Consider the following 14,108-nt stretch of genomic DNA (forward strand, 5'->3'; position numbering starts at 1 on the left):
TGCTCGTCGAACTGGAGCAGGCTCTCATCGTTTCCTTCCTGTCGGCTCACCGCCACAATTTCAGCGAGCTGTTGGAGAGAGCCGAAAAGGACGTCGTGCCGCGGATCGTCCGGCTGGCCGAAGAGTATATCGAGGCCTCTTGGGACCGCGCCATCACGATCGAGGCGCTGGCATCACAGACAGGCGTCAGCATCCGCGCGCTCTATACTGCTTTCAAGAAGAGCCGCGGATACTCGCCGATGGCGTTTGCGAAAACGGTGCGATTGCGACGGGCAAAGCAGATGCTCTCGGGGGCAGATCAGCGCACCTCCGTCTCTGCAGTCGCCTTCAATTGCGGCTTCGGAAATCTCGGACACTTCGCAAGAGACTATCGCGACATGTTCGGTGAGCTTCCATCCGAAACTCTGTCGCGCGGACGGCGCGCCGCCTAGCTCGCCTGACAGAAGCGCCGGCCAGGACCATTCCCAAGAGCGCCGGGGCCGGCAACGCGCGGTGGGCAGGTTGTGCCCGGCGAAGCTTGCTGATGATGTCCAGTAGTCGCAGCCAGGCTGGGCCTCCGTGCTGTGTCTGGAGGCAAAGCGACCGAACTGCGACATTACGGGCGACGTGTCATAATCATTGCGCTCGGCGGCGGACATGCTGCAGGGCGGGTCAAGGCGTGCACGCGACGATTCGCCGGATAGCGACATTCCATGGCGATTCACGCACCTCCCGCTCGGCGATGCGGGGCAGCGGCACCCCCGCTTGCCCAGCCTGCGATTGAAGGCTTCGCACCCTGCGACCGGCCTGCCACACCAATACAGCCAATCGTCCATATGCCGTGCCGTCGCCGGGCGGGTGCATTGTCAGGAGCCCTTATGGCGATTAAAGATTCCGACCCAGACCGCGTCGGCACCGCAAGCCTTCCCGCGCCGTCATGCGTTCGATGAGGCCGCCATGCATCTTGCCCATGATCCCACAGCGCCGGCGGCAGCAGGGATCAGCTTCGACCAGTTCTTGGTCGTCGACATCCGCGTCGGCACCATCGTCGCGGCCGAGCCCTATCCGGAGGCGCGCAAACCGTCGCTGAAGCTGACGATCGATTTCGGGCCCGGCATCGGCACCAGGCGCTCCAGCGCCCAGATCGCCACGCTCTACGATCCAGCCACCCTGATCGGCCGCCAGGTCGCCGGCGTCGTCAATTTCCCGCCGCGCCAGATCGGCAAGTTCATGTCCGAGGTGCTGACGCTCGGCTTCCCGGACGAGGCCGGCAACGTCGTGCTGTTCCAGCCGGACAAGCCCGTGCCGAATGGCGCGCGGCTGTTCTGAGCGCCGGGGAGAGCCGACCATCATGGATATGCTGCTCGAACCTGTTACGCTGCCGCCATTCCCCGAAGGATTGAGGATTTCGCTGCGGCAGATGCATCTTCTCCAGGCTCCCATGGGCGGCACCCTGGTGACCGGCGGCGCTACCTTCCGCGTGTTCGCGCCGCATGCCAAGGCGGTCTACGTCTCCGGCCCGTTCAACGACTGGGCGCAGGACGCGAGCTGCCGCCTAGCGCCGATCGGCAACGGCCATTGGGCGATCTTCATCCCCGGCCTGAAGGACGGCGACGCCTACATGTACTTCGTCGAAGGCGAGGGCACCTCGGGCTACAAGCGCGATCCGCATGCGCGGCTCTTGACCGTCGATCCGCCGTTCCCGCAATCGCATTCGGTGCTGCGTAATCCCAACGCGTTTCCCTGGCACGACACCGCGTTCACACCGCCGCCTTATAGCGAGCTCGTGATCTACCAGCTCCACGTCGGCACCTTCGACATGAAGGCGGGCAATCCCGACGGCTGCTTCTTCGACGTGATCGAGCGCGTGCCGCACCTGGCGAAGCTCGGCATCAACGCCATCGAGCTGCTGCCGGTGCAGGAATTCCCGACCATGTTCAGCATGGGCTACAACGGCACCGACCTGTTCAGCCCGGAAACCGACTATGGCGAGGCCGAGGAGGCGCATCTCGCCGCCTATGTCGCCCGCACCAATGAGATCCTGGTCGCGGCTGGCGCGGCGCCTTACGCCGGCGTCGACACCGTGCGTCATTGCGACGACCAACTGCGCGCCTTGATCGACGTCTGTCATGTCCATGGCATCGCGGTGCTGTTCGACGTCGTCTACAACCACGCCGGCGGCGGTTTTGATGAGAACAGCATCTGGTTCTTCGACCGTCAGGCCTATGGCGATCCCAATCGCAGCCTGTACTTCACCGACCAGGGCTGGGCCGGCGGCCAGGTGTTCGCCTATTGGAACGCCGACGTTCGGCAGTACCTCGTCGACAATGCCGTGATGCTGTACCGCGAGTACCACGCCGACGGCCTGCGCTTCGACGAGGTCAGCGTGATGGACCGCTTCGGCGGCTGGGCGACCTGCCAGCAGCTCACCGAGGCGCTGCGCGCCGAGAAGCCCGACGCGTTCCAGATCGCCGAATATTGGCCGGTGAACCCGTGGGTGGTGAGGGACATCGCACAAGGTGGCGCCGGCTTCGACGCGACCTGGAGCGACGGCCTGCGCCTTGCTGTGCGCGGCGCCGTCGCCAGCGCGGCCGGAGGCGCCGGCGCTGCCGTTGCGATGCAGCCGATCGCCGCGGCGATCGCCGATCTCAGCCTCGACAAGCGCTGGCGCGCGGTGAACTCGATCGAGAACCACGACATCGTCTATGCCGGCCGCGAGCCGCGCATCCCGCGCCTCGCCGATCCCGTCGACAGCCGCTGCTGGTATGCGCGCAGCCGCAGCCGCGTCGCCACGGGCCTGTTGCTGACCGCGCCGGGCATCCCGATGCTGTTCATGGGCCAGGAACTGTTCGAGGACAGACCATGGAGCGACACGCCGAACCCCGACACAACGATCAGTTGGGCGCTGCTTGACGGCGAGGACAAGATCACCGCCGATGCGATGCGCTTTACCAGCGAACTGATCGCGATCCGCCGCACCCATCCGGCGCTGACGGCCGAAGGCTGCGCCATCGTCCACGTCCATGACGGCAACCGCGTGCTCGCCTTTCACCGCTGGGATGGCCAGGGCGACGACGTCGTCGTAATCGTGAGCCTGAGCGAGACGCCATGGCGCGACTACGCGATCGGCTTTCCGGCGGCCGGGCAGTGGAAAGAGGTGTTCAACAGCGACGTCTACGACAATTGGGTCAATCCGGATGTCGTCGGCAACAATGGCGCTGTGATCGCAGGCGGCCCGGCGCTGCACGGCCAGCCGTGCTCGGCGATGGTGACGATCCCGGCGAACGGCGTGCTGGTGTTTGCGCGGGCGTAACGGCCGTAGGGTGGGCAAAGGCGCAGCCGTGCTCTGTCCACGACCCAGATCGGGATTGCGCCGTGCCCACCATCTTCGCCGTCGAGCTCGCCGATCCACGATGGGCACGCTGCCGCCTTCGGCGGCCGCTTTGCCCACCCTACGGCAGCGCGCCCGCAGCGACGACATGTGGAAGATGGACGCTTGGTCTTTCCTCCGTCATTGCGAGCGAAGCGACGCAATCCAGAATCTTTCTGCAGAGACAGTCTGGATTGCGTCGCTGCGCTCGCAATGACGCGGCAAGAGCGCGTTACGCTGCCCACGACGCGACCTGCGGGACCAAACTACACGATCAGCCGGCCCTGCCGCTCCGCGATTCCGATCACCGCCTCGGTCCCGGCGTTGAAGTCGAGATGGTCGGCCTCGATGCCGTCGGAGAAGATGACGCCGTTCTCCGGCATCAGCGAGCGCAGGCGCAGGGTCTCGGCGCCCATGAGGCCGCCGCAGACCAGGGAGGTCTGCGAGGTCTTGCTCGGGAACGGCTCGCGCACGGCGAAACGAAGCGCGCGGGCGTCCCAGGGCAGGGGGGTGTAGTCGCCGCCCGTCGTGCGGCCACCGAAGCTGCCGGCGATGGCGAGCGCGCCGGTGACGATGCTCTTGAACCAGGCAGTCGAGCCGAGCCCCGTTGCCACGATCAGGCCGCTGGAGGATTGTCGCTCATGGCTGTCGCGCATCGTGATCTCGTAACGGGCCGAGACATGGGTGCGCGCGCCGATGAAGAGGTCGTTGACGGCGTGCAGCACCTGGCCGTCGGCCAGACTCGCTCTTGCCATGGTCACCGCCTTGGCGGCGCGCGTGTCGGCCGCGACCTCGGGCAGGACGCTCGCGAGATCGGCGGGCTTGAACGGCAGCAGCACGCCGTCATGCCGGGCCGCGTCCGGGTTCAGGCCGAGCAACGGCTGGCCGTCGAGATATTTCATTGTGTTGGCGACGAGGCCGTCCGGGCCGAGAGCCGCGACGATGTCGGCCGGGCCGAACAGGAAGTTCGGCAGGAAGCTGCGGTCGACGATCTGGTAGCGGCCCCAGCGTTCCAGCGTCTGGACGCTGGTCAAGCACGCGGCCTGGTAGGCCGCGTGCTCGCGCTCATAGTCGGAGAAGTCGGCGCCGAAATGCTCGACATAGAAGCGGGCCTGGTCCGCGGTGAGGAACCTTGCGATCAGCTCCTCGAGCCGCGTCCTTCGCGTGACCAGCACCACCTTGCGGTCATTGCCGGACACGGGCGGCCTCCGCGGGCTTCTGCATCAGGCTGTTCAGCAGCTCGGGCGAGACGTTCAACTGCCCAATCTTCTCGGCCTTCTCGGCGAGCCCCGAGAACGCCTGCGCGATCAACTGGCCCGGCTGCATGCCGGTGGCGGCCAGCGCCTGGATCACGCGGGTGTCGACGCCCTCGAAGATCTTCATCAGCGCGCCGACGCGATAGGCTTCGGCATCGGCCAGCGTGCGGGTGTTCGACGCATTCAGCGCGACGAAGTCCTTTCGCTTGGCCTCCAGCCCGATGTCGGCGACCATGCCGGCCTCGCGCAGCTCGTTCTTCTTCGCCGCGACGCTGGCCTCCGCGTCCATCTGCGTCTCGCGGATCGAGCGCTTCTTCTGTTCGACCGCAATCTCAGTGTCGAGTTCGCTCTCGCGGATCGCCCGCTCGCGCTCAACGGCAAAGTTGCGCCGAGCGAAGATCGCTTCATCGGCGGTCTTCAGAATCGCCTCGCGCGCTTCGGCCTCGAGCGCCTTGGCGGTCTCCGGCGTCGGCTTCACCGCGCGCACGGCGACGCCGAGGATCTCCAGCCCCAGCGCATCGATGTCGGCGCGGCTCTTCAGTCCCTCCGCAATCGCCTCGGCAATGCGGTCGGAGGCGCGCAGTGCCTCCTTCAGGGTCATGTCCTTGACCGCCTGCTGTGCCAGCACCTCGACCGCGCCGAGCACGCGCTGCGGCAGCTCCTCCGGGTCGTCCGACTCGTACGTCTTGCCGTCGCGCTTGAGGGTGAAGTTCAGCATCGCCGCTGCCTTCCTCGGCTCACCGATGCGGTAGGTGATCTGGCCCTGGATCGTCAGCGTCTGAAAGTCGCGGGCGATCTGCTGGAAGATGAAGGCGGCGTCGCGGCTGCCGATGGGGATCGCGACCAGCGAGGTCGCGGGCCCGTAATAGAAGGTGGAGAGCCCGGCGCCTTCCTCGACCACGGCGCCGGCGCGGTATTTGAGGAGGTAGGTGGTGGGTTGGGCCTTGATGAAGCGAATGCCGAACATGGCGGCCTCCTGACGTCTGATGGCATAAGTGTGTTACGCCAACTAAGTAAGTTGGACAGTACAACTAAGCGTGCTAGTGTCAAGGGGCAAAAATCGGCAAGGCGGTCAGGGGTTGGCATGGCGGGACGGCAGGAACCAGGCGGCGGCGCGGGCGAGATCGGGCGAGGCAGGGCCGGGCTTAATTTCCCGCGCCCGTTGACGACGGTCGACGTCGTCATCTTCACGATCCGCCTGGAGGCGCTGCACGTGCTGCTGGTGCGCCGCGGTCACGGCGAGGGTGAGCCGTTCCCGGACGCTTTCGCGCTGCCGGGCGGCTTCGTCGATGTCGACACGGATCGCGATCTCGAAGCCTGCGCCCGGCGCAAGCTCGTGGAGAAGACCGGCGTCGTCAGCCCGTATCTGGAGCAACTCGGCAGCTGGGGCAGCGCGAACCGCGATCCCCGCGGCTGGTCGGCGACCCACGCGTATTTTGCGCTGATCCCGGCGTCAGCGGCGGAGACGGCGCTCGCCGCGGACGCGCAATGGTTTCCGCTCGACGGGACCGGCGTGAAGCCGAAGCTCGCTTTCGATCATGCGGAGATCCTGCGCGCTGCGGTGCAGCGACTGCGCAACAAGGTCGAGTACACCTCGCTGCCGGCCTATCTGATGCCCGAGGAATTCACCTTGCCCGAACTGCAGCGGACCTACGAGGTCGTGCTGGATCGTGCGCTGGAAAAGAGCGCGTTCCGGACCCGCATGCTGTCGGCCGACCTCATCGAACCGATCGCCAAGATGCGCAAGGGGCCGAACCGGCCGGCGCAGCTCTACCGCCTGAAAAAGACGGCTGCGCCGGTGTATTTCGCGCGGACGTTCAATGCGCCGGAGTGACGCCGCCGGTTTCTCCACGTAGCCCGCATGAGCGCTGCGATAGACCGCGGGCACAATGGTGAGACCGCCGGATCATGCCGAGAAGTCGACCACCAGCGACTTGCTGGACGAGCTCGACGAGCTGGTGCCGCTGGCGCTGTAGGACGAGGTCTTGCTGCTGTTCGAGCTCTGCAGCGCGTCGAGCAGCTTCTTCAACAGCTCCTCGACTTGAGACGATGAGCTCGACGAGGACGACGAGGTGCTCGACGTGGTGTCGCTGCTGGCATCGTCGCTTGGTGCGGGCGGCGGACCGCCGGCGCCGCCGCCGGAGAACGCATTGGCGAATACGTTCTTCAATTCGGTCGCCTGGTCGGAGGTGAGCTTGCCGCTGTCGACCTCGCTCTGGATGAGATCGTCGATCTTCGACTGCATCTCCTCGGGAGAGGGCGGCGTGCTGGAGGTCGACGACGAGGACGAGCTGTTGCCGCCGCTCTTCAATGCGGAGTCGATGTCGTCGAGCGCCGACGACAAGGCGGTCTGGTCGGTCGAGCTGACCTTGCCGGCCGAGACTTCCTTGGTGAGCTCCTGTTTGAGCAGGTCGAGCGGCGAAAAGCCGCTCATCGAGGAGGCAGAGATCGACGTCATGGTGTGCTCCGGGTAAGACATCAAACCTGTCTCCAGCTGTGGTTGTAACGCTTAACGGCTCCTTGTTCCCTGTGTCCGGATGTGTCTGGACTCCCGTCGCACACAAAACGAAGCAAGAAAGTCGGCGCGTGCCCCGGTGATTGCGGGCGCATTCCCAATGGGTGCTACCGGTTCGGTGAGCGTCGCGAATCCGGGTGACATCCTGTGCCGGGCAAGGCCGCATGCCGCCAGCGCAGTGCTCCGGGGCACGAAATGGTGTATCCGCGGGTGACAGGCGGTGCCTCGCAGAGCAAATCCGCCACAAGGAATAAGGCTCCCGGAGGAACTCCATGTCGGCCCTGCCGCTTTCTGGCATCAAGATTCTCGATCTGACGCGCGTGCTCGCCGGACCCTTGTCCGCGCAGATGCTGGCCGATCTCGGCGCCGAGGTGATCAAGATCGAGCGGCCCGGCACGGGAGACGACGCCCGCGCCTTCGGCCCGCCTTACCTCAATGACCCCGAGGGCAAGGCCAACAATAACAACTCGTTTTACATCTGCGCCAACCGCAACAAGAAGTCGGTGACCGTCAACATCGCAAGCCCGGAGGGGCAGGAGATCATCCGCGCGCTCGCCAAGGATTGCGACGTCTTCATGGAGAACTACAAGGTCGGCGATCTCAAGCGCTACGGCCTCGACTATGAGGCGATCCGCGCGGTCAACCCGGAAGTGATCTATTGTTCGGTCACCGGCTTCGGCCAGACCGGGCCGTATGCCCCGCGCGCCGGCTACGACGCGATCTTCCAGGCCATGGGCGGGCTGATGAGCGTCACCGGCCACATGGACGGCGAGCCGGGGGCGGGGCCGATGAAGGTCGGGCCGTCGATCGTCGATTACATGACCGGCATGAACACCTCGATCGGCATTCTCGCGGCGCTGTATCACCGCGACGTCAATGGCGGCGGCGGCCAGCACATCGACGTCTGCCTGTTCGACACCGTGATCGCCTCGCTGTCGCACTACGCCCAGATCTTCCTGGTCAACGGCAAGTCGCCGCCGCGCCGCGGCACCTGGGGCAATGGCGGCATGCCGGCCGGCGTGTTCCGCTGCACCGACGGCGAATTGATGCTGGTGGTCGGCAACGATGCGCAATTCGCGCGCACCTGCGCCGTGTTAGGGGCGCCGGAGCTCGCCACCGATCCGAAATTCGTCAAGAACAACGACCGCGTCGTCAACGGCAAGGAGATCATGGCGATCTTTGCCGGCCTGTTCCTGAAGAACTCGGTGGCGCACTGGCTGGAAGAGCTGGAGAAGGCCGGCGTACCCTGTGGCCCCGTGAACGATTTCGCCCACGTGTTCGCCGATCCGCATGTCCGCTCGCGCGGCATGGAGGTGAAGGTCGAGCACCCGTTCGAGCCGCAGCTGTCGCTGATCCGCAATGCGCTCACCTTCTCGGGCACGCCGATCACAGAGTACCGCGCGCCGCCGCTGCTCGGTGAGCACACCCGGGATGTGCTGGCGCAGCTCGGCTATGACGAGACGAAGATCGCGGCGTTGAAGCAGCAGGGCGTGGTGTAGCCGGCATGAGCGAAAGCGACATGCGGGATCGCCACTACCGCCGGTGAGGACCCCGGATGTCGCTGCGCTCATCCGGGCTGCAGTTTGAAGCAGAGGACGTGGTGTAGCGTACGATCAGTGGGCGTGGCGGTGATGCCGGTGCCGCTTCGCCTTCCACGGGGAATAGGAGTGCGGCGCTTCGAACAACGGGGCCCGCGGTGGCGCGCCAAGCTGCTGCCGCGATTCCTGCAGGCGGCGCTGATAGCCCGGCGAGTTCATGATGCTGGCGGCGGCGCCACGGGCCAGCACCGGCTCGCTGGCGGTCACCATCGCGAGCGCCGTGGCGGCGACGGGCATGATCAATCGCAGGCGCTGCGTCATCAGGCGAGCTTCCTTCTCATCCAGCGGAGCACGAGGTCTAGCGCGCCTCGCGCGCTGCGACCTTGGCCTGTGACTTTGCCGCCGGCACGCGCGTCGTCAAGCCGAGCACGGCACCGCGCACCACCCGCGCGATCACATCCTCGACATCGTCGAGGTCGCAGCGGCCGTCGGAGAGCTTGGTCAGCCGCTCGCTCTCGCGGATGGTGTGATGCGCCATCGCCAGCGCAAAATGCAGGCCCCAGAACAGGTCGACCTCGGAGCTGTCGGGCAAAGCGCGCTTCATCGCCGCGGCGAACTTCCGCAGATGGTCGATTTCCTTGTTCTTGATGCGGCGGATTGGCGGCACCGATTCGATCGAGGCGCGGATCATGAATTGCGCCACCGCCGAACGCTGGTTCTCCGGCCCCAGGCAGCCGCGCAGGATCGGGCCGACCAGCGCGCGCAGGATGTCGCTGATGTCGGCGCGGCCGCCGCCGGCATCCTCCGCTGCGCGCAATTCGCGCAGCCGCTCGCGGTTGAGCGCGATCGAGCGGGTCACGAACAGTTCGGCGATCAGCTCGTCCTTGGAGCCGAAATGATAGTTCACCGCGGCGAGATTGACGTTCGCCTCCGCCACGATGTCGCGCAAGGTCACGTCGGAGAAGCCGCGCTCGGCATAGAGCCGCTCGGCGGCGATCAGGATCGCAGTCCGGGTCTGGTCGGTCGCCATGCTGGTCCTCCCGAACGACGAAGCAGGGTGGGGAGTTGCGTTTCAAACAATTGTATGAAACTATTGTTTGAGACGGCCGGAATGTCAATCGCGGTGCTTCCGCGAGACGACATTTTGGCACTGCAGCGACGGTTCGCGCGGTCGTGCCGCGCAAGATCACACTTGCAAGAACGCGACGTGCGGACCGACACTGCGGTCAAAACAATCTCGAGGAAACCCTGAGGAGAGTCCCATGGACTTCACGATGTCGGCGAAGCAGCAGGAATGGCTGGAGCGCGTGCGCAGCTTCATGACCAAGCATGTCCGCCCGGCGGTGCCGATCTACAAGCAGCAGGACGCCGAGGGCGATCGCTGGAAGGTGATCCCGATCCTGGAGGACCTCAAGGCCAAGGCGAAAGCCGAAGGCCTCTGGAACATGTTCATGCCGCCGTCGGAGCACGAGGATGACGAGTTCCGTGGCGCCGGCCTGACCAATCTCGAATATGCGCTGCTGTCCGAGGAGATGGGCCGCATCTCCTGGGCCTCGGAGGTGTTCAACTGCTCGGCGCCGGACACCGGCAACATGGAGGTGTTCATCCGCTACGGCTCCAAGGAGCAGAAGCGCAAATGGCTGCGCCCGCTGATGGACGGCGAGATCCGCTCGGCCTTCCTGATGACGGAGCCCGCGGTGGCCTCGTCCGATGCCACCAACATCGAAACCCGCATTACGCGTGACGGCGATCATTACGTCATCAACGGCCGCAAATGGTGGTCGTCGGGCGTCGGCGATCCCCGCTGCAAGATCGCGATCCTGATGGGTAAGACCGATCCGTCGGCCGCCAAGCATCAGCAGCAGTCGCAGATCCTGGTGCCGCTCGACACACCCGGCATCAAGGTCGAGAAGATGCTGCCGGTCTTCGGCTTCGACGACGCGCCGCATGGCCACGCCCAGGTGCTGCTCGAGAACGTCCGGGTGCCCAAAGAGAACATCCTGCTCGGCGAGGGCCGCGGCTTCGAGATTGCGCAAGGGAGGCTCGGTCCGGGCCGCATCCATCACTGCATGCGCACCATCGGCAAGGCCGAGGAGTCGCTGGAGAAGATGGTGCGCCGGCTGATGACGCGCCAGGCCTTCGGCAAGAAGATCATCGAGCATTCGGTGTGGGAGCAGCGCATCGGCGAGGCCCGCACCAACATCGAGATGACGCGCCTGCTGTGCCTCAAGGCCGCCGACATGATGGACAAGGTCGGCAACAAGACCGCCCAGGGCGAGATCGCGATGATCAAGGTCGCTGCCCCCAACATGGCGCTGAAGATCATCGACGACGCCATCCAGGCGTTCGGCGGCGCCGGCGTGTCGGATGATGCGGGTCTCGCCAAGGACTACGCCAACATTCGCACGCTCCGTCTTGCCGACGGCCCGGACGAGGTGCACAACCGCGCCATTGCCCGGCTCGAGATGAAGAAATACGCCAACGAGCCGCGGCATTGAGCGTCGACTTCTAGGGTGGGCAAAGCGTCCGTCGCCGCGCAGAGCGCGGGGGCGGATGCGTGCCCACCCACTTTCGAGTTCAAGCCAACATGGTAGGCACGCTTCGCTTTGCCCACCCTACGAATTCTAATGCCGAGCGGTGACTCACCACTTGCGTCATTCCGGGGCGACGCGCAGCGTCGAACCCGGAATCCAGAGATGGGTCCGCCAAGATAGAGATTCCGGGTTCAGCCCTGCGGGCTGCCCCGGAATGACGAACACGTGAGAAGGGAGCCTCGTCGTGGCCGACGGCGTCAAGAAGGACGAAGAATTCTCCGGCACCAAGCTGGTCGAGGAGCGGCATCGTTTCGACGAGGCCAAGCTCGCGGCCTGGATGGCCGAGCATGTCGAAGGCTATCAGGGCCCGCTGACCGTGCTGCAGTTCAAGGGCGGCCAGTCGAACCCGACCTATCGTCTGAACACGCCGGCGCGTTCCTACGTGCTCAGGCGAAAGCCGTTCGGCAAGCTGCTGCCGTCGGCGCACGCAGTCGATCGCGAATTCCGCGTCATCGCCGCGCTCGGCAAGCAGGGCTTTCCGGTCGCCAAGGCCTATGCACTGTGCAACGACGACAGCGTCATCGGCGCTGCCTTCTACATCATGTCGATGGAGGAGGGCCGGGTGTTCTGGGATCCGACCCTGCCGCATGTCGCAGCGCCCGAGCGGCGCGCGATCTTCACCAGCAAGATCGAGACCTTGGCCAGGCTGCACAGCTATGATCCGGCGGCGATCGACCTTGCCGACTTCGGCAAGCCCGGCAACTACTTTGCCCGCCAGGTCGACCGCTGGACCAAGCAATATCGCGCCTCCGAGACCGAGCATCTGCCGGAAATGGAGAAGCTGATCGAGTGGCTGCCGCGCACCTTGCCGGCGCAGCAGCGCGTCTCGATCGTGCATGGCGACTACCGGCTCGACAACATGATCTTCCACGCGACCGAGCCGCGCGTCATCGCGGTGCTCGACTGGGAGCTGTCGACGCTTGGTGATCCCATGGCGGACTTCACCTATTTGCTGATGCAGTGGATCATGCCGGGCCTCGACGGCGTCGACCTGAAAGCGCTGAACATCCCGACCATGGAAGAGGCGGCGGAGATCTATCGTGGGGTCACCGGCACCGAGCTGCCCGATCTCAACTGGTACTTCGCCTACAATCTGTTCCGGCTCGCCGGCATCCTGCAGGGCATCATCGGCCGCATCCGCGACGGCACCGCCGCCAACGACAAGGCGATCGAGTCGGTCAAGCGCATGGTGCCGATGACCAAGCAGGCCTGGGCCTACGCGCAGAAGGCGGGCGCGGCGTAAGGCGCGGGCGGTTCGGCAGCCCGCATGAGCGCAGCGACATGCGGGCCAGCACTCCTGCCGGTGAAGACTCCGGATGTCGCTTCCGCCTTCGCCCGTTGGGCTTCGGCGGACGAACCGCTCATCCAGGCTACACAGCGACCACCCACCAGCTTCGGGCTCAGCGGCCGCCGCCGCCACCACCGCCCCCGCCGCCGCCTCCGGCCGCGGTCATGGCGCTGCTGTAGCGCGGGTCGGTCTGCTTCATGTAGGTCGGCGAGGTGTCGGAGGTGCGGTGCCGCGAGGGCTGCGGCAGCAGCTCATAGGTTCCGCAGGAGCCCCAAGAGCTCAGCTCGCAAGGCGGCAAATTGAGCTGACGTGCATGGGCGCCGGTCGCCCCCGCGCCGGCCGCAATGGCCCCGATCGTGGTGAGCAGCCGCAGTTTCGACATCCTCGACATCTGATCCATCCTTCGGTTTTGCGAAGCCGAAATGGTCCGCTTGCGAGGTTCGACGGCGCCTCGGAGCAGCCGGTTCGAAGATGCGACCGGAAAAAACGCGGCTAGCGGCGACATCCTCGCTTGAACCCGAACGCCGCTCACGGCGACGTTGCGCTTTCCGTAGCCCCCATGAGCGCGAGCGACATGCGGGGACACACGAGCTGCACGCGAGACCCCGGGTGTCGCTTGCGCTCATCCGGGCTACGCCTTCGTACCCGCGACGATGGCGCCGACCGCCGCGCGACCATGATGTGACGCGCCTTGCTGCTTGGCGTGCAACGCCCATATCCACGTGAAGGAGAGCCGTCATGATCCATCAGCTTCGCATCTACGAAATCTTCGAGCACAACAAGGCGGCGTTTCATGCCCGTTTTCGCGATCACGCCGCCCGCATCATGCGCATGCGCCATGGCTTCCAGATCGTCGCGATGTGGGAGAGCCGGTTCGGCGAGCGGACCGAGTTCGTCTACGTTCTGGAATGGCCGGACGAGGCCACCAAGATAGCGGGGTGGGCAGCCTTCATGGCGGATGCGGAATGGTCCGAGATCAAGCGCATCACCCATGCCGAGCATGGTCTGATGGTCGGCCAGATTGAGGACCGCCTGCTGACGTCGGTCGACTACTCGCCGGCTGTCCGGCGAAGCCTGTTGCCGCCGGATCGATGATCCCAGGTAGGCGCCGGCGGTGCCCGCCGGGCAACTCGGATGCGCGACGTCAGGGCGGAGCGATGATGAGTGCGATCCGACGATGTGAAAGGGCTGCGCCTACAAAGAAAGTTTGTGTGGTTCTTCAGCGCGATGAGCGCCGTCGTCGGCCCATGCTTAAATTTTTCACTTTCGCTTTTTCGGAATTTGTGATTTGATTGCCGCCATCCCGCCTCAACGAGAGGGGCGTTGCGCGCGATCGTCACGACACGCGAGGCGGGGAGGCGGTGGCCGCGGAGATGCCGCAGCGTAGTTTGCTACGCGGACGAACGGCAGTTCGCGGACGTGAAGTCGCAGCGTGCTGGCACCCCGATGCTGGTGCTACGTTCGCGACGGCGCTTGCGCGCCGCGCGGGCAATGGTGGCCAACAAGCCCGGCGCACCAGGCAGACTGCGTATAAGCGTGAAGACCATCGCGCAGGGAAGGCCGGGCGT

14 protein-coding genes are annotated in these 14,108 nt (G+C 65.5%); 8 read left to right on the plus strand and 6 right to left on the minus strand.

Annotated features, from left to right (window positions below; all coding sequences use genetic code 11):
* From QW868_RS33095 to QW868_RS33105, 3 genes are all read left to right on the plus strand, one after another.
* Positions 1-431: helix-turn-helix transcriptional regulator (locus tag QW868_RS33095; protein ID WP_316232526.1), on the plus strand; the 431-nt coding region annotated here is incomplete at its 5' end.
* Between the two features lie 505 nt (positions 432-936).
* On the plus strand, positions 937-1,308 hold the full coding sequence (locus tag QW868_RS33100) for a tRNA-binding protein (protein WP_315737564.1): 372 nt from the start codon (positions 937-939) through the stop codon (positions 1,306-1,308).
* A gap of 22 nt (positions 1,309-1,330) precedes the next feature.
* Positions 1,331-3,292 (plus strand): alpha amylase C-terminal domain-containing protein, encoded by a 1,962-nt coding sequence (locus QW868_RS33105; protein WP_316232527.1) that lies wholly within the window; start codon positions 1,331-1,333, stop codon positions 3,290-3,292.
* 323 nt (positions 3,293-3,615) lie between these two features.
* Here the strand turns inward: QW868_RS33105 and QW868_RS33110 are convergent, their stop codons facing one another.
* Entirely contained in the window at positions 3,616-4,548 is a 933-nt protein-coding gene (locus tag QW868_RS33110) for a sugar kinase (protein WP_316232528.1), read from the minus strand.
* Positions 4,535-5,572: an SPFH domain-containing protein gene (locus tag QW868_RS33115; RefSeq protein WP_316232529.1), complete on the minus strand. Its 1,038-nt coding sequence runs from the start codon at positions 5,570-5,572 to the stop codon at positions 4,535-4,537. Before QW868_RS33115 ends, QW868_RS33110 begins: the two co-directional genes overlap by 14 nt.
* A 117-nt stretch (positions 5,573-5,689) precedes the next feature.
* Here QW868_RS33115 and QW868_RS33120 point away from each other — a divergent pair, with 117 nt between their 5' ends.
* Positions 5,690-6,439, plus strand: a complete 750-nt coding sequence (locus tag QW868_RS33120; protein ID WP_316232530.1) for an NUDIX hydrolase — start codon at positions 5,690-5,692, stop codon at positions 6,437-6,439.
* 72 nt (positions 6,440-6,511) lie between these two features.
* On the opposite strand, the gene QW868_RS33125 is transcribed toward QW868_RS33120, so the two are convergent.
* Positions 6,512-7,063: a hypothetical protein gene (locus tag QW868_RS33125; protein ID WP_315798679.1), complete on the minus strand. Its 552-nt coding sequence runs from the start codon at positions 7,061-7,063 to the stop codon at positions 6,512-6,514.
* Positions 7,064-7,392: 329 nt separating this feature from the next.
* On the opposite strand from QW868_RS33125, the gene QW868_RS33130 reads away from it, so the two are divergent.
* Complete coding sequence (locus QW868_RS33130; protein WP_316232531.1) at positions 7,393-8,619, plus strand: CaiB/BaiF CoA-transferase family protein; 1,227 nt, start codon at positions 7,393-7,395, stop codon at positions 8,617-8,619.
* A 114-nt stretch (positions 8,620-8,733) separates the two neighbouring features.
* Here the strand turns inward: QW868_RS33130 and QW868_RS33135 are convergent, their stop codons facing one another.
* The gene (locus tag QW868_RS33135) at positions 8,734-8,979 is read right to left on the minus strand and encodes a hypothetical protein (protein ID WP_316232532.1); all 246 of its coding nucleotides are present in this window, start codon (positions 8,977-8,979) and stop codon (positions 8,734-8,736) included.
* 37 nt (positions 8,980-9,016) lie between these two features.
* Entirely contained in the window at positions 9,017-9,688 is a 672-nt protein-coding gene (locus QW868_RS33140; protein WP_315737572.1) for a TetR/AcrR family transcriptional regulator, read from the minus strand.
* Between the two features lie 232 nt (positions 9,689-9,920).
* On the opposite strand from QW868_RS33140, the gene QW868_RS33145 reads away from it, so the two are divergent.
* Entirely contained in the window at positions 9,921-11,156 is a 1,236-nt protein-coding gene (locus QW868_RS33145; protein WP_315737573.1) for an acyl-CoA dehydrogenase family protein, read from the plus strand.
* 280 nt (positions 11,157-11,436) lie between these two features.
* The gene (locus QW868_RS33150; protein WP_316232533.1) at positions 11,437-12,495 is read left to right on the plus strand and encodes a phosphotransferase family protein; all 1,059 of its coding nucleotides are present in this window, start codon (positions 11,437-11,439) and stop codon (positions 12,493-12,495) included.
* 157 nt (positions 12,496-12,652) lie between these two features.
* Here the strand turns inward: QW868_RS33150 and QW868_RS33155 are convergent, their stop codons facing one another.
* A complete protein-coding gene (locus QW868_RS33155; RefSeq protein ID WP_315780803.1) occupies positions 12,653-12,931 on the minus strand; it encodes a hypothetical protein in 279 nt (92 codons plus the stop codon).
* A gap of 347 nt (positions 12,932-13,278) precedes the next feature.
* Between QW868_RS33155 and QW868_RS33160 the strand changes: the two genes are divergently transcribed.
* Entirely contained in the window at positions 13,279-13,635 is a 357-nt protein-coding gene (locus QW868_RS33160; RefSeq protein WP_315780804.1) for an NIPSNAP family protein, read from the plus strand.
* The last annotated feature ends 473 nt before the right edge of the window (positions 13,636-14,108 follow it).

The organism is Bradyrhizobium sp. SZCCHNR1051, assembly GCF_032489615.1.
Taxonomy (GTDB): Bacteria; Pseudomonadota; Alphaproteobacteria; order Rhizobiales; family Xanthobacteraceae; genus Bradyrhizobium.